Origin of the sequence: Cryobacterium sp. Y62 (assembly GCF_002929785.1) — a bacterium.
Lineage (GTDB): Bacteria > Actinomycetota > Actinomycetes > Actinomycetales > Microbacteriaceae > Cryobacterium.
In genome coordinates this window covers 104,373-120,385 of sequence record NZ_PJJK01000117.1, presented here as the reverse complement: position 1 = coordinate 120,385, position 16,013 = coordinate 104,373, and the positions used below count along the sequence as shown (strand labels likewise).

Annotated in this window: 14 protein-coding genes; all 14 read left to right on the top strand. The window is 63.0% G+C overall.

The genetic code is table 11. From position 1 onward, the window contains the following. The first annotated feature begins 5 nt into the window (after window positions 1–5). The 14 genes from CXY71_RS16350 to CXY71_RS16290 all read left to right on the top strand — a co-directional run bounded on the left by CXY71_RS16350 (window position 6) and on the right by CXY71_RS16290 (window position 15,946). Window positions 6–1,313 carry an ABC transporter substrate-binding protein gene (locus tag CXY71_RS16350; RefSeq protein WP_104137747.1) on the top strand — a complete coding sequence of 436 codons (1,308 nt, stop codon included), beginning with the start codon at window positions 6–8 and terminating at the stop codon, window positions 1,311–1,313. Between the two features lie 35 nt (window positions 1,314–1,348). Continuing rightward, window positions 1,349–2,710, top strand: coding sequence for an ABC transporter permease subunit (locus CXY71_RS16345; RefSeq protein ID WP_233204683.1), 1,362 nt, complete (start codon window positions 1,349–1,351; stop codon window positions 2,708–2,710). Next, a complete protein-coding gene (locus CXY71_RS16340; RefSeq protein WP_233198176.1) occupies window positions 2,707–3,588 on the top strand; it encodes a carbohydrate ABC transporter permease in 882 nt (293 codons plus the stop codon). Before CXY71_RS16345 ends, CXY71_RS16340 begins: the two co-directional genes overlap by 4 nt. Before the next feature lie 166 nt (window positions 3,589–3,754). Then, window positions 3,755–4,084: a hypothetical protein gene (locus CXY71_RS22165; protein WP_233204682.1), complete on the top strand. Its 330-nt coding sequence runs from the start codon at window positions 3,755–3,757 to the stop codon at window positions 4,082–4,084. Next, complete coding sequence (locus tag CXY71_RS16335; RefSeq protein ID WP_233204681.1) at window positions 4,063–5,073, top strand: ABC transporter substrate-binding protein; 1,011 nt, start codon at window positions 4,063–4,065, stop codon at window positions 5,071–5,073. The genes CXY71_RS22165 and CXY71_RS16335 overlap by 22 nt, the downstream gene beginning before the upstream one ends. A 23-nt stretch (window positions 5,074–5,096) precedes the next feature. After that, on the top strand, window positions 5,097–6,458 hold the full coding sequence (locus CXY71_RS16330) for an ABC transporter permease subunit (protein ID WP_104137741.1): 1,362 nt from the start codon (window positions 5,097–5,099) through the stop codon (window positions 6,456–6,458). Then, window positions 6,455–7,333, top strand: coding sequence for a carbohydrate ABC transporter permease (locus CXY71_RS16325; RefSeq protein WP_104137737.1), 879 nt, complete (start codon window positions 6,455–6,457; stop codon window positions 7,331–7,333). The genes CXY71_RS16330 and CXY71_RS16325 overlap by 4 nt, the downstream gene beginning before the upstream one ends. 93 nt (window positions 7,334–7,426) lie before the next feature. After that, window positions 7,427–9,328, top strand: coding sequence for an ABC transporter ATP-binding protein (locus CXY71_RS16320; RefSeq protein ID WP_104137734.1), 1,902 nt, complete (start codon window positions 7,427–7,429; stop codon window positions 9,326–9,328). 237 nt (window positions 9,329–9,565) lie between these two features. Further along, entirely contained in the window at window positions 9,566–10,723 is a 1,158-nt protein-coding gene (locus tag CXY71_RS16315; protein WP_104137730.1) for an extracellular solute-binding protein, read from the top strand. Then, window positions 10,720–11,661, top strand: coding sequence for an ABC transporter permease (locus tag CXY71_RS16310; protein WP_104137727.1), 942 nt, complete (start codon window positions 10,720–10,722; stop codon window positions 11,659–11,661). The genes CXY71_RS16315 and CXY71_RS16310 overlap by 4 nt, the downstream gene beginning before the upstream one ends. Then, window positions 11,661–12,506, top strand: coding sequence for an ABC transporter permease (locus CXY71_RS16305; protein ID WP_233198177.1), 846 nt, complete (start codon window positions 11,661–11,663; stop codon window positions 12,504–12,506). Before CXY71_RS16310 ends, CXY71_RS16305 begins: the two co-directional genes overlap by 1 nt. 133 nt (window positions 12,507–12,639) lie before the next feature. After that, complete coding sequence (locus CXY71_RS16300; RefSeq protein ID WP_233204680.1) at window positions 12,640–13,620, top strand: ABC transporter ATP-binding protein; 981 nt, start codon at window positions 12,640–12,642, stop codon at window positions 13,618–13,620. After that, window positions 13,617–15,155, top strand: a complete 1,539-nt coding sequence (locus tag CXY71_RS16295) for an inositol monophosphatase family protein (protein ID WP_104137724.1) — start codon at window positions 13,617–13,619, stop codon at window positions 15,153–15,155. Before CXY71_RS16300 ends, CXY71_RS16295 begins: the two co-directional genes overlap by 4 nt. Beyond that, window positions 15,128–15,946, top strand: a complete 819-nt coding sequence (locus CXY71_RS16290; RefSeq protein WP_104137721.1) for a DUF6454 family protein — start codon at window positions 15,128–15,130, stop codon at window positions 15,944–15,946. Before CXY71_RS16295 ends, CXY71_RS16290 begins: the two co-directional genes overlap by 28 nt. Window positions 15,947–16,013 lie beyond the last annotated feature (67 nt).

Here is a 16,013-nt window from a genome sequence, read left to right as displayed (position 1 = left end):
CAGCAATGCGCTCCACCATGCACCACAGCCTGCTCACTCCACTGGCCGGCGCGGGAATTCTCGCCCTAACCCTGGCGGGGTGCTCCTCAGCCACACCGGATGCCGCGGGTTCCGGCGAATTCGCCGGTGATACCCTCGACGTCTCCGCAGCCTGGTCGGGTGCCGAGCAGACCAACTTCGAAGCCGTGCTCGCTGCGTTCGAGGAACAATCCGGTGCCACGGTGAACTACACGAGCTTCGGCGACAACGCCGCAACCACGCTCGGTACGCAGATCGAGGGCGGCAGCCCGCCCAACGTTGCCATGCTGGCCCAGCCGGCCCTGATGAACCAGCTCGCCGCCGACGGCAACCTGCAGCCGCTCTCCGACGAGGCCAGCGCTGTGGTTGCCGAGAACTACTCCCAGAGCTGGGTCGACCTCGGCACGAGCGACGGCACCCAATACGGTGTCTGGTTCAAAGCCTCGAACAAATCCACCATGTGGTACAACGCCGATCTCTACGACGCGGCCGGGGCATCCGTTCCCGAAGACTGGGACGACTTTCTGGTGCAGCTGCAGCTCGTGGCCGACTCCGGCTACGCCGGCATCTCCATCGGGGCAGATGTCGGCTGGCCGCTGACCGACTGGTTCGAGAACGTCTACCTGCAGACCGCCGGTGGCGATCTGTACGATCAGCTCACCAACCACGAAATTCCGTGGACTGACCCCTCAGTGACCGTTGCACTCGATGCCCTCGCGACCCTGTGGGGCAACGACGCTCTCGTGCAGACCGGCGCAGCCCAGCGCACCTTCCCGGAATCAGTCACCGAGGTCTTCGGCGCCGACCCACAGGCCGCCACCATGTTTGAGGGTGACTTCGTGGCCGGCAACATTACCGATGACGGCAGCTCCGTCGTCGGCGAGAACGCCCTGTTCTTCGACTTCCCGTCCGTCAACGGCTCGGCACCGGCCGTCGTCGGTGGCGGTGACGTGGCCGTCTCCTTCACCGATGATGCCGCCACCGACGCGCTCATGCAGTTTCTCGCCTCGCCCGAAGCGGCCGAGGTTTGGGTGCCCGAGGGTGGCCTCACCTCGCCGAACAACAATGTCGACACCGCGCTTTACCCCGACGAGACCAGCCGTCAGATCGCCGAAGCACTCACCGGCGCCGAGACCTTCCGCTTCGACATGTCCGACCTCACCCCGAGCGCCTTCGGTGGCACTCCCGGCCAGGGTTTCTGGCAGATCATGATTCAGTTCCTACAGGACCCGAGCGATGTTGCCGGAACCCAGCAGGCCCTTGAGGACGCCGCTGTCGCCGCGTACGTCGACTAAGTCCAGCACGCCGAATCAGCACCGGGACCAGCACCGTGAGCTCTACGACAGTAACCGCACGCCGTAACGCAACATCCGGGGGTCGCCGCCCCCGGATGGGCGCCAGCCGTCGACGCATGTTCCTGATCGCCCTCGGCTTTTTGGCGCCCGCGCTTGTACTGTTGGCTGGCCTGGTTCTGTACCCCATTCTGTACACGGTGGTGCGGTCGTTCTTCAGCGCCGAGGGTGGAGCCTTCGTCGGCTGGGACAACTACGTCACCATGTTCACCAACGACTCGACCTTCACGGCCATTCGCAACAACGTCATCTGGGTGCTCGTGGCTCCCGTTGCCTGCACCGTGCTGGGCCTGCTGTTCGCGGTGCTGCTCGAGAAGATCAAATGGTCGACGGCGTTCAAGCTCATCATCTTCATGCCGATGGCCATTTCCATGCTCGCCGCCGGAGTCATCTTTCGTGGAATGTTCCAGGAGAGCCCGAACCTCGGCGTCGTGAACGCAGCCGTCGTGGCCGTGAACAGCGCGTTCGGCGGCGGCGACGCCGCTTACCCCGGAGCGACCCCGCGGGGTGATTCCGGGCTGATCGACGACAGCGGCATACTCGCCGGCGAAACGGCCGTTACTGCCGGTTCCGAACAGAACTTTCCGCTCGTTGGCCTACGTGCCGACGACGTGCCCACCAGTGCCGCGCAGGCCGAGGACGCGGCGTCGGCCGGTGCCGACCAGATCACGGGCACGGTGTGGCTCGACGTCGTGGTCGGCGGTGGCGGCACCGTTGGCCAGATCGACGACGGAAAATCCGGGCTCCCCGGCATCAAGGTTGACGCGGTCGCCGCTGACGGCACGATTGCTTCCACTACCAAAACGGATGCTGCCGGCCGCTACGTTCTCGACGACCTCGGTAAAGAGGCCTACCGTATCGCCCTGCCGGCCTCGAACTTCGACGAGGGCTACCAGGGGGTGTCCTGGCTGAGCTCCGGTCTGATCACCGCGGTGATCATTCTCTCCTACATCTGGATCTGGGCTGGTTTCGCGATGGTCATGATCGCCTCCGGGCTCAGCGCCATCGACCGTTCCCTGCAGGAAGCGGCGCGCATGGACGGCGCCAACGAGTGGAAGGTGTTCTCCCGCATCACGGCGCCACTGCTCTCACCGGTGCTGATCGTCGTGTTCGTGACCCTCATCATCAACGTGCTGAAGATCTTCGACCTGGTCTATGTGATCCCGCCTGGCTCCTCGAAACCGGCGGCCAACGTCATCGCCGTCGAAATGTGGACGGTGTCCTTTGGCGGCGGCAGCAACCAGGGCCTCGGCAGCGCCCTGGCCATCCTGCTCCTAATCCTCGTGCTGCCCTCGATGATCATCAACGTGCGCAAGTTCCGCGAGGAGAGAAAATCGTGAGCGGCCCCGCGACGCACGTGCGAGGCAAGAAAACGCTTGCCCGCAGCATCCTCGGTTTCGTCGACAAAGGTCTGGTCAATGCCGTTCTGGTGATCGTCGCGATCTTCTGGCTCGTCCCGACTCTCGGCTTGTTTCTGTCGAGTCTGCGCACGGTCGGCGATAGCGCTTCAAGCGGCTGGTGGACGGTGTTCACGACGCCGGCGCAGCTCACCATCGAGAACTACGCGAGCCTGCTGAGTAACCCGACCATCACCGGTTCGTTCTGGAACACCATCCTGATCGCCGTGCCCACGACCGTCTTTGTCGTGATCTTCGGCGCGCTGGCCGGCTACGCGTTCGCGTGGCTCAAATTTCCGGGCCGGGACTGGCTGCTCATCGTTGTCATCGTGCTGCTTGCCGTTCCGCTGCAGGTCGCGCTCATTCCGCTCGCCCGCATGTTTGGCACGCTGGGCATCTTCGGCTCCATCTTTGGAGTGATCCTGTTCCACGTGGCATTCGGGCTGCCGTTCGCAATTTTTCTGTTGCGCAACTTCTTCACTCAGATTCCCGCCGAACTGCTCGAAGCGGCCCGCATCGACGGTGCGAGCGACTGGCGCATCTTTGTACAGGTCATCTTGCCGCTCGGTGGACCGGCCATCGCCTCGCTGGCCATATTCCAGTTTCTATGGACCTGGAACGACATGCTCGTCGCCCTCATCTTCACCAACTCGGGCTCGCAGCCACTGACCGTGGCGATTCAGAGCCAGCTTCGACAGTTCGGGTCGAACATCGATGTACTGTCGGCCGGAGCGTTCCTGTCGATGATCGTGCCACTCATCGTGTTCTTCGCCTTCCAGCGCTTCTTCGTGCAGGCCCTGCTGGCCGGCTCGCAGAAATGATGCTGCTCCACAAAAAACAGCGCCAGGAACGGCGGGCGCGGGCGTAACTCACCGGCCGAGTAACGATTTGGCACCCACCGGCGCCGTGTGACCTTGCCGGGCAATGCGGTCCCTCCTAGGTTGGGCACGAAAAACCCTTTCGTGACAGCTCTATGAGGAGAAGACCATGCGTTTCATGCGTCATCAACGACTGATTGTCCCCGTCGCCATTGCGGCAGCAGCAGGGTTGGCCCTCGCGGGCTGCACCTCCGGGGAATCGACTCCAGACGGCTCCAGCGGCAACGGCGAATTCGCCGGAACGACACTCGAAGTCTCCGCCGCCTGGTCGGGCGCCGAGCAGACCAACTTTGAAGCCGTACTGGCCGCCTTTACCGCAGAGTCGGGTGCGGCCGTGAACTACTCCAGCTTTGGCGACAACGCCGCCACGACCCTTGGTACCCAGATCGAGGGGGGGGGAGCCCGCCCAACGTCGCCATGCTCGCCCAGCCGGCCTTGATGAACCAGCTCGCGGCCAACGGAAACCTCCAGCCGCTCTCCGCGGAAGTCATCGCGGCCGTCGCCGAGAACTACTCGCAGAGCTGGGTCGACCTCGGAAGCTCAGACGGCACCCAGTATGGTGTCTGGTTCAAGGCCTCGAACAAATCGACCATGTGGTACAACGCCGATCTCTACGATCAGGCCGGGGCCGCCGTTCCGGAAGGCTGGGACGATTTCCTCGCGCAGCTGCAGATTGTCGCCGACTCCGGCTATGCCGGAATCTCCATTGGCGCCGACGTGGGCTGGCCGCTCACCGACTGGTTCGAGAACGTCTATCTGCGCACGGCCGGCGGTGACCTGTACGACCAGCTGACCAACCACGAGATTCCGTGGACCGACCCATCGGTCACCGAGGCCCTCGATGTTCTCGCCACCCTGTGGGGTGACGACGCGCTGGTTGAGGCGGGTGCGGCGCAGCGCACCTTCCCCGAGTCGGTCACCGAGGTGTTTGGGGCCGACCCGAAGGCGGCGACCGTCTACGAGGGTGACTTCGTGGCCGGCAACATTGCCGATGACGGCACGTCAACGGTCGGAGAGAACGCCCTGTTCTACGACTTCCCCGCCGTAAACGACTCAGCTCCGTCCGTGGTCGGTGGTGGCGACGTCGCTGTGTCCTTCACCGACGATGCCGCCACCGACGCACTCATGCAGTTCCTTGCCTCGCCAGCGGCGGCCGAGGTTTGGGTGCCAGAGGGTGGACTCACGTCGCCGAACAACAACGTCGACACCGCGCTGTACCCGGACGACACCAGCCGTCAGATTGCCGAGGCGCTGACCGGTGCCGAGACGTTCCGCTTCGACATGTCCGACCTCACGCCAAGCGCGTTTGGTGGCACGGCGGGCCAGGGCTTCTGGCAGATCATGATTGAGTTCCTGCAGAACCCGTCTGATGTTATGGGCACGCAACAGAAACTCGAGGATGCCGCGGCTGCGGCGTACGCCGGCTAAGCCCACACGATCGGAGTAGAGCGATGACTCAGTTGGTTGCTCCGGTAGCGAATTCTCCGGCGGGGGGCGACAAACGTCGTCCCTCGCACGGGTCATCGCGCCGCCGGATGTTCATGATCGCGCTGGGCTTTCTTGCCCCGGCCCTGGTATTTCTGGGAGCGCTCGTTCTCTACCCGATCGTCTACACCGTCGTGCGGTCGTTCTTCAGCGCGGGTGGTGGTGAATTCGTCGGCTGGGACAACTATGTGACCATGTTCACGAACGATTCGACGTTCACGGCCATACGCAACAACGTTCTGTGGGTTCTCGTTGCCCCGGCGGCGTGCACCATTCTTGGGCTGATCTTTGCGGTTCTGCTGGAGAAAATAAAGTGGGCGACGGCCTTCAAACTGATCATCTTCATGCCGATGGCAATTTCGATGTTGGCCGCCGGGGTGATTTTTCGGGGCATGTTTCAGGAAAACCCCAACCTGGGCGTGGTCAACGCGGCCTTGGTGACGGTCAACAGCGCCTTCGGTCAGGACGCCGCCTACCCCGGTGCCGCCGGCCGGGACGGACTGGGCCTCGTGCAGGACCGGGGCATCATCGCCAGCGAAAGTACGGTCGAATCCGGCTCCGAGCAGAACTTCCCGCTGGTAGGCATCCGTGTCGACAGCGTGCCCGCGGCGGCCGCGCAGGCGGAACCAGCCGTGAACGCCCGGGCCGGCCAGCTCGTGGGCACCGTCTGGCTCGACGTCGTGCGGGGTGGCGGTGGAACGAGTGGCCAGATCGACGACGGAAAAACGGGGCTGCCCGGAATACTGGTCGATGCCGTGGCCGCCGACGGCACGATCGCAGCATCCGCAACCACCGATGCAGCCGGGCGTTACGTCATCGACGGCCTGGCGGAAGGGGCCTATCGCGTTGCTCTGCCGGCCGCGAATTTCGATGAGGGCTATCAGGGGGTGTCCTGGCTCAGCTCGACCTTCATTACCGGGGTCATCATTTTGTCGTATATCTGGATCTGGGCTGGATTCTCCATGGTCATGATCTCGTCTGGCTTGTCGGCCATCGACCGTTCCCTACAGGAAGCGGCACGCATGGACGGGGCGAACGAGTGGAATGTCTTCACCCGCATCACCGCGCCGCTGCTTTCTCCGGTGCTCATCGTGGTCTTCGTGACCCTCATCATTAACGTGCTCAAGATCTTCGATCTGGTCTACGTCATACCACCGGGCTCGGCGAAACCGGCGGCCAACGTGATCGCGGTGGAAATGTGGACGGTGTCCTTCGGCGGTGGCAACAATCAGGGGCTCGGTAGCGCGCTGGCCATTCTGTTGCTGATTTTGGTTCTGCCGTCGATGATCATCAATATCCGACGGTTCAGGGAGGAGCGGCAGCAATGAGCGACCTCACCATTGTGCGCGGCAAGCAGACCGCCGCTCAAAAAATCCTCGCTTTCTTCGGTAAGGGCTTCGTCAATTTTCTGCTGGTCTTCGTGGCCATTTTCTGGCTGGTCCCGTCGGTGGGGCTGTTCATTTCTTCCCTGCGTACGGTCGGGGACAGCGCGTCGACCGGGTGGTGGACCGTGTTCACCACCCCGGCGCAGCTGACCGTAGATAACTACGTCAATCTGCTCTCCAACACCGCGATCACCGGGTCATTCTGGAACACGATCATGATCGCGGTACCGACCACGGTGTTGGTGGTGGTGATCGGGGCTCTGGCCGGTTATGCGTTTGCCTGGCTGCAATTTCCCGGCCGGGACTGGCTGCTGATCGTTGTGATCGTGTTGTTGGCCGTGCCCATCCAGGTGGCGCTCATCCCGCTCGCGCGTATGTTCGGCGCTCTCGGAATCTTCGGCTCCGTGCTCAGCGTCATCCTGTTTCACATCGCTTTCGGGTTACCCTTTGCCATCTTTCTGTTGCGCAACTTCTTTATGCAGGTTCCGGCTGAACTGCTCGAAGCCGCCCGTATCGACGGGGCGAGCGACTGGCGCATCTTCGTGCAGGTCATTCTTCCGCTCGGCGGCCCGGTCATCGCCTCGCTGGCGATCTTCCAGTTTCTGTGGACCTGGAATGACATGTTGGTGGCGTTGATCTTCACGAATTCGGGGTCGCAACCGTTGACGGTGGCCATCCAAAGCCAGTTGCGGCAATTTGGGTCGAACATCGACGTTCTCTCCTCTGGCGCATTCCTGTCGATGATCGTGCCGCTCATCGTGTTCTTCGCCTTTCAGCGCTATTTTGTGCAGGCGCTCCTGGCCGGCTCGCAAAAATAGGCAACATCAGAAACGGATGCCAGTGGTCGAGCCGACCACTGGCATCCGTTCTGCCGAGTCTCTGCTGACGTTTAGAGTGAATGCATGAGTGGAATGCACGGTGCCCCTGGTCATGGCCCGCGGCAGCAGGCGGGCGTTGAGCGCCCACGCAAGCGAGTCAGTGGAGCGGATGCCGCAGCGCAGCGCGCCGAGAATGCGCTCGCCCCGCGCATTCCGCACCTGCTCGCTCGCATCACCCAACTGTTCGCGCCGCACCGCAACACCCTCATCGTCACGATCGTTCTTGTTCTGATCAGCGCAGCCCTCTCGGTAGTGCCGCCGCTTCTCACCCAGAAAGCCTTCGATGACGGCCTCTTTCCGCCCGGCGACACCCCCCCGAATCTCTCGGTGCTCGGTGTGCTCGTGGCGCTCATGCTCGGCGTCTTTCTGGTCAACGCGCTGCTCGGCGTCTGGCAGACCTGGCTCACCGCGAGCGTTGGTAACAAGGTGATGGGTGCCCTGCGGGTGCGCCTGTTCACGCACCTGCAGGCGATGGAGCTGAGCTTCTTCACCAAGACCAAGACCGGCGTCATTCAATCGCGGCTGCAAAACGATGTCGGCGGCGTCGCGACGGTGCTGACCAACACGATTTCCAGCATCCTGGGCAACACAGTCACGGTGATCGCGGCTTTCGTAGCAATGCTGCTGCTCAACTGGCAGCTGACCATTGTGGCCGTGGTGCTGATGCCGGTTCTGGTATTCGCCCAGCGCCGGGTCGGGCAGGTGCGGGCGCGCATCGCCGGAAAGACGCAGGAGTCGCTCTCGGACATGACTGCGATCACGCAGGAGACGCTGAGCGTGTCGGGCATTCTGTTGTCGAAGAGCTTTACCCGGCAGCAGAACGAGATCGACCGGTATGCCGGGGAGAACCGCAACCAGGTGCGGCTTCAGGTGAGCCAGCAGATGAGCGGCCAGTGGTTTTTCGCCACGGTGAGCGTGTTCCTGTCGGCGATTCCTGCGATCGTCTACCTCGTGGCCGGCGCGCTCGTGTTCAACGGAACGACAGAGATTACCGCGGGCACGATCGTGGCCTTCACGACCGTGCAGTCTCGGCTGATTTTTCCGCTACTCGGACTCATGCGGGTCACTCTCGACCTGCAAACCTCGTCAGCACTGTTTGCGCGCATCTTTGAGTACCTCGACTTGAAGCCGGCGATCAGCGACAAGCCCGACGCGGCGCTCGTGCCCTCGGTCGGCTCCGGTCGGGGCCGGGTCGAGTTCGACCACGTGCGGTTTGCTTACCCGGATGCCGGCGGCGACGCTCGACCGACTCTCGACGACGTGTCGTTGACGATTGAGCCGGGCCAGTTCGCGGCGTTTGTCGGCCCGTCCGGTGCCGGTAAAACCACGGTTTCCTACCTGATTCCGCGCTTTTACGAGGTCGTGGACGGCCGGGTGCTGTTCTCCGGGGTTGACGTGCGCGACCTTCAGCAAGAGTCACTCGTCTCCCACATCGGCATCGTCAGCCAGGAAACGTACCTGTTTCACGCGACCATCGCCGAGAATCTGCGTTACGCCAAACCGGAGGCAACGGATGCCGAGTTGGTCGCCGCAGCGCGCGCCGCGAACATCCACGATACGATCGACTCCTTTCCGGAGAAGTACGACACCATGGTGGGGGAGCGCGGCTATCGGCTGTCCGGCGGCGAGAAACAGCGCATCGCGATCGCCCGGGTGCTGCTCAAGGACCCGCCGGTGCTCATCCTCGATGAGGCCACGAGTGCTCTCGACTCCATCTCGGAGAGCGTGGTGCAGGCCGCCCTCGACACGGCCAGTCACGGCCGCACGACCATCGCGATCGCCCACCGCCTGTCGACGATCGTCGACGCCGACGTGATCTTCGTCGTCGACGCCGGCCGCATCGTGGAGCGCGGCACGCACGCCGAGCTGCTGGCCCAAGGCGCCTTCTACGCCAGCCTCTACGCCCGCCAAATCACGTCCAGCCCCGCCCCCTAAACTTTCCGGGTCCGGGTCCGGGTCCGGGCTCGGAAAGGGCCTCCATGATCGATCATGGGCCCGGTTTCCGAAGGTGTGCCCGGCGATCGCGACACCACATGGCCTTGTTCACCTTCGCATTGAAGGGGCAACGTTTCGTGTTTACCTTTGGGCAATGTGCTGGTCGCCTGCATTTTGGAAGATCGGTGTGCCCCACATCGGGGTTTACCTAACACCACTAATAGCAGACGGACAGTAATGAAAACTACTCGGCTCCTTGCCACCACCGCCGTTGCATCAGTCGCGATCCTGGCCCTCGCCGGATGCGTGCAGAGCAGCGCCGCAACATCTTTGGGCTCCGATGAATCAGCCGATCAGGCCCTCACGGTCCTCATCAGTGGCGGTGAAAACATCCAGGCACTGTGGGAAGACCACCTGATTCCGGCTTTCGAAGCGGAGAACCCCGGATACACGGTCGCGGTCAACCTCGATCTGCACGGCGAGCACGATGCCCAGACGATGGCCAAGCTTACGAGTGCCACGGAGCAGGAAAAGGACCCGGGCTTCGACCTCGTTGACGGCGGATTCGTGCCCATGGCCGCCGAGGCCGGGTTGCTGACACCGATGACCGCTGACGAAATCTCCGCCTTCAACGACATTCCTGAAGACGTCGTCGAGGCCGGTGGTGCCGGTGGTATCGCCTACCGCGGCTCCGTCGTTCTGCTGGCATACGACACCGTCACCATCCCGACACCGCCGAAGACCCTCGACGAGCTGCTGGCATGGATTGAGGCGAACCCGGGCGAATTCACCTACAACTCCCCGAAGTCCGGCGGATCCGGCTCGGCCTTCGTCGCGACGGTCCTCGACAAGTACGTCTCTAACGATGCCCGCGCGAAAATGACCGTCGGGTACGAGAAAGAACTGGAAAGCGAGTGGACCGAAGGGTTCGAAACGCTCCGCAGCCTGAACCCGTACATCTACCAGAATGGTTTCTACCCCAACGGCAACCAGCAGACGCTGGACCTGCTGGCGAGCGGTGAAATCTCGATGGCGCCGGTCTGGTCCGACATGTTTATCTCCGGCAAGAAGAACGGCGCGATTGGCGAGTCCGTGGACTACACACAGATCGCCGATCCGTCCTTCACCGGCAGTGCGGCCTACCTCGGCGTTCCGGCTGCCAGCCCACGCCAGGAGGGTGCGCTCAAGCTCGCCAACTTCGTCTTGACCGCTGACGCCCAGGAAATGATCGTGAACGAGATCGCCGGCTTCCCGGCAATCAGCCTCGATCTGCTTTCGGCGGACATTCAGAACGAGTTCAAGGATGCCGATACCGGCAACCTGCGCAAGGGTTACTTCTCTCAGATGGGCAGTGACTTGAGCAACCTGTGGGATCAGGAAGTTCCGGGACAGTGACTCTCGCCCCGACCAGGGGCTCAAAGCGACGCGCCATCGCCACTCCGGCTGTGGCGCGTCGCCCGTTGGGCTTCTTTCTCGCCCTTCCCCCGATCATTCTGATTCTGCTGTTCGTGGGATTCCCGATCGTCTTGGCTTTTGCGTTCAGCATTGGTCTGACCGGTGGCCTGAATCATGTGATCGCCTCGATCGGCCTGAACGTGCACGAAGCCGAGAACTGGTGGGGAACACCGGCGGCTTATATCGAGGTGCTCTCCAACTCCCGCATCCTGCGCGACCTCTCGGTCACCGTCGGCGTGACAGCGCTCAGTACGGTCATCGTTATTTTTCTGGCCCTGGGCATCGGGTTGTTCCTCAAACTGCGGGGCGGTCGAATAGCCCGGCTGCTGTCCGGTCTGGCGATCATCCCGCTGTTTATCCCGGTGGTCATCGCTTCCTGGGCGATCGTCACGTTCTACTCCGGTGACGGCTTCGTGCGCAGCGTCTTTGCGCAATTCGGTGTCGAGGCGCCGGTGTGGGCCTTCACCATGGTCGCTGTGGTGATCGGATCCGTCTGGACCTCACTGCCCTTCGCGGTACTCATGATCACCTCCGGTCTGCAGGCGATCCCCAACGCCATGATCGAAGCCGCGCGGGATGCCGGTGCCGGCTTTCTGCGCATCGTAGTGTCCATTCTCATTCCCATGGCTTTCGTGCCGATCCTGATCGCGGTCACGTTCACCGCGATCGGCGTGGTCGGCTCCTTCACGGTTCCGTACTTCACCGGGCCGAATGCGCCCAACATGCTCGGCGTGAGCATGTCCAACTATTTCTCGGCTTTTAACCAGCCGCAGCAATCCGTCGTGATGGCCTTCATCGTCTTTGTGATCGCATCCGGTATCGCCGCAGCGTATGTCTGGGCCAACTTTCGATCAGCAAAGGATCAGGGAAAAGTCTGATGACGATGATCACCAAGCGCGCGCGGAAATCTGCAGCGCGGCTCAACTTCAGCCGTCCGCTCAGCGGCCTCTTTTGCGTCCTCATGGTCGTTTTCATTCTCGGCCCGCTGGCCTGGCTGGGCATTCGAGCATTCGCCGAATCCTGGACTTTCCCCAACCTCGGCCCGGACGGCTGGACCCTGCGCTGGTGGAGCGTGGTGCTCGGCGACGAAACGCTCGGCCGGGCGGTGCAGAATTCGCTTGCGCTCGCCGCGTTGACCGTGCTGGTGTCGGCCTGCATCTGTCTGCCTGCGGCGTATGCCTTCGCGCGTTACGAATTCTGGGGTCGACGAACCTTTCTGATTGGGCTGTTCGCCCTCAACGCCTTCCCGAAAATGGGTCTGTACGTCACCATTGCCTCGCTGTTTTACGCGTTGAACTTGATGAGTACCGTGCTGGGCGTGTTAATCGTGCATGTTTTGGGAACCGTGGTGTTCATGACCTGGATTCCCGCCGCGGCCTTCGCTGCGGTGCCTCGCAGTCTCGAGGAAGCGGCGCGCGACGCGGGTGCCTCGAAGCTGCGGGTGTTCTTCAGCGTGACGTTTCCCTTGGCACTGCCCGGAATTTTGGTGGCCGCGGTGATGTCGTTCCTGGCGTCGTTCGACGAGGCGCAGGGCTCCTACCTCATCGGCGCACCCGACATTATGACCATGCCAACGCAGATGTATACCCTCGTGCTCAACTACCCAAATCAGGTGGCGGCCGTGTTCTCTATCCTGCTGGCCATCCCCTCGGTCGCCCTACTGCTGGCGGCGCACAAGCACATCGTCGGCGGCACGCTCGCTGAGGGATTCCAAATCAAATAGCCCCGCTCCGGCAATCGCAAGAACTGTAGAGAAGACCATGACTTTGATCGAAGAAATACATTCCACGACACCCATACACCGTGAAACGGATGCCGGTGGCTTGCGCGGTCTGCGCGTGTGAGGCCTGCACAAGGTGCTCGGCGGTCGTACCATCATCGACAATCTCGACCTGACTGTGCGTGACGGGGAGCTGGTCTCCCTGCTCGGCCCGTCCGGCTGTGGAAAAACCACGACCTTGCGCATGATCGCCGGATTCCTCGCGCCCGACGCTGGCTCGATCCAGGTGCACGACCGCGAGGTATCCGACCTCGGTGCCGAGAAACGGCCCAGCGCCATGGTGTTTCAGAACTATGCACTGTGGCCGCATATGACGGTCCAGAATAACGTCGGCTTCCCCCTCAAACTGCGTCGACTCGGCAAGAAGGAAATCGAGCAGCGAGTGGACGCTGTCCTCGCGCTGGTCAACCTGCTGCACCACAAGAACTCGCGACCGGCCCGAATCTCGGGTGGTGAGCAGCAACGCGTCGCCCTGGCGCGCGCGCTCGTGCAAGAGCCGGAGCTGCTGTTGCTGGACGAACCGCTCAGCAACCTGGACGCGAAGCTGCGGGTGAAGGTGCGTGAGGACATCCGTGAAATTCAACAGCGGCTGGGCATCACGACTCTGATCGTGACGCACGACCAAGAAGAGGCGATATCGATGTCCGACCGAATCGCCGTGATGAACACCGGAAAGATCGAGCAGTTTAGCCGCCCGGCCGAGCTGTATTCCCGGCCGGAAACCGAGTTCGTAGCGACCTTCATCGGCAGCCTTAACCGGATCGAGGGTGCGCTGGTGAACGGCGTCATCGTGCCCGGTGACGACGTCGTCGGCATTCGCCCGGAAGACGTGGTGTTCACCCTGCACGCATCATTCGATGCGCGACCTGCCGTCGTCGAGCGCGTCGTGCCTCACGGGCACTTTCACGAAATCTACCTGAAGCGCGATGACGCAACTCTTCGCGCCTTCGCCTCCGGGTTGCCACCGGCGCCCGGCGATCGCGGTCACGCTTCCATCCAGAACGCGCTCACCTTTCGGCAGGGCCGGCTCGTCACGACCACCAGGGTGACGGCATGAGCGCGCGCGACGCGACCGCCCAGCGGGTCGCCGCCGTCACCGCTCACCGCGGGGATTCCCAGAATTTTCGGGAGAACACCCTCGCAGCGATTCGATCGGCGATTGCGGCGGGAGCGGACTACGTCGAGGTGGACGTGCGGGTCACCAGTGACGGCCAGGTGGTGTTACTGCACGGTGCGAGTCTCCTTCGGCTATGGGGCCGGGAAGCCGCCATCTCCGACCTGACCTATGAGCAGGTCACCGCGTTGGGCGCCGGGGACCTTCGAATTCCCTTGTTGCGAGACGCCCTGCAGTTGTTCGAAGATTCCGCTGCCTTATTGCTCATCGACATGGATGAGGAAGCACCGGCCGCACCGGCTTTTGAAGTAGTGCGTGTTAGCGGAGTGGACGTCGCGTGGTGTGGAAGTTTGGCCGGGATGCGGCGCATCCGCTCTCTGGATGCGCAGGCTCACATCTGGCTGCCGTGGGACCGGCGCGAGGCGCCACCGCTCGAATTGATCGATGAGCTCCGACCGGATTTTGTGAACGCGGAGTATGTCGTGCTCAGCCGGAAACTTGTGGACGACATTCATGCCCTGGGCTTGCGCGTGGCCTGTTGGACGGTCGATAGCGCCGCGGTAATGCGGTGGGTGCTCGCGCTGGGCGTGGATTCCGTGACCTCCAATCGGTTGGCTCTGCTCGCCGAGACCGTGCACGAGGCAGTCGGGCCTGAGGAAGCGCCGATACCTTTCTCGGCGGAGGAGTTGCGCGAGGCCAGTGCAATTGCGCGGGAACTCGCGATCTGGGCGCAGGAATACAGCCGATCCGCCGATAAGGGAACGATTTCGACCAAGGCGAACCCTGGCGACCTCGTGACCGAGGTGGACATCGCTGTCGAGCGCCACGTGCGCGAGCGCATCGCAGCCATATTTCCGTCGCACAACTTCGTCGGCGAAGAAATGGGCGGCGAGGCGCAGGCCGGTGTGCCGTGCTGGTACCTCGACCCGGTCGACGGCACGACGAACTATGCCAACCTCATTCCGTGGACGTCGTTTTCACTCGCCCTGGCGGTGGATCACGTTCCCTACGTCGCCGTCGTGTCCGAACCCTGGCGTGGCGACCTGTTCGAAGCGGTGGCCGGGCAGGGCGCCCGACTTAATGGCGCTGCCCTGTCGCTGCCTCGACCCGAAAAGGGACCCCTGTCGTTGGCCGGACGGGTCGTGCACACGGAGCTCGCCGGACACTTGCCCTGGCCGGGCATGATCGAACTCCTGACCGCGCTGGGCGAGCGGTTCAGCATTATGCGGGTGATGGGCTCAGCCACGCTGACCGTCGTGGGAATAGCCGCCGGAAGGGGAGCCGCCTCGGTGATCGGTCAGTTCAGCGCCGTCGACCATCTGGCCGGCACGCTGATCGTGCAGGAGGCCGGTGGCGTCGTGCTCGACGAAGACGGGATTCCGAACGCATTTCCTCGCCGCGGCGGTATTCTGGTGGCCGCCCCGGAGGCCGCGATGGAAGTGTACGGCCTATGGCGCGCCGCCGTGCGCGCGAGCTGATGCCCGCACTCGACGGCCTCGACCGGCACACAGCCTGGCACCTGATCGACCGGTTACCGCTCGACTTCGCCACCTTCCACCCGCAGGGACTGACCTTCGCCGCGGGGCTCACCTTTCTGTCTTCGGTGGAGATTCAGTCGGAAACCCGTGGAGTGGGTCACGTGTTTGTAATCGACGAGCGTGGAGCGCTGCAGCGGGACCTGATCGTGGGTGACGGCGAGATGTACCACCCGGGCGGCATCGACTTCGACGGCAGTTCAGTGTGGGTTTCGGTGGCGCAGTACCGCCCGGGCGGCCAGAGCATAATCATGACAATCGACCCGGAGACCGGCGAGGTTCGGGAGCGCTTTCGGGTCGCCGACCACGTGAGCTGGGTGGTCTGCGACCGGACGAATGGCCTGGTGCACGGCGCTAGCTGGGGCTCACGGTTCTTCTACACCTGGACTCTCGCTGGGGCGTTGGTCGCGTACTGGCCGAATCCGAGCGGGTTCATCGACTATCAGGACTGCCGCTTTCTCGGTGAGGGTCTCATCGCCGCGAGCGGAATCGCGGTGCTGAGCGGGGCATCCGGAGCCTTTGAGCTGGGCGGGTTGGCACTCATCGACACCGCACAGCACACGATTCCTCAGGAATTTCCGATCGGTCTGTACTCGACGAACGGGCACACGATTACTCGAAACCCCTTCGCGATCTCGTTCGACTCGGGCTGCGTGACGATGTGGGTGGCCCCCGACGATTTCGCTGAAGGTAACGGCACCGAGATTCTGACCTACCGCGCCACCCCTGCCTGACCCCCGTTTCCGGGCCCATGATCGGGCCCGGGCCCGGTTTCGTAAGGTGGGCCCGGCGATCGCGCCC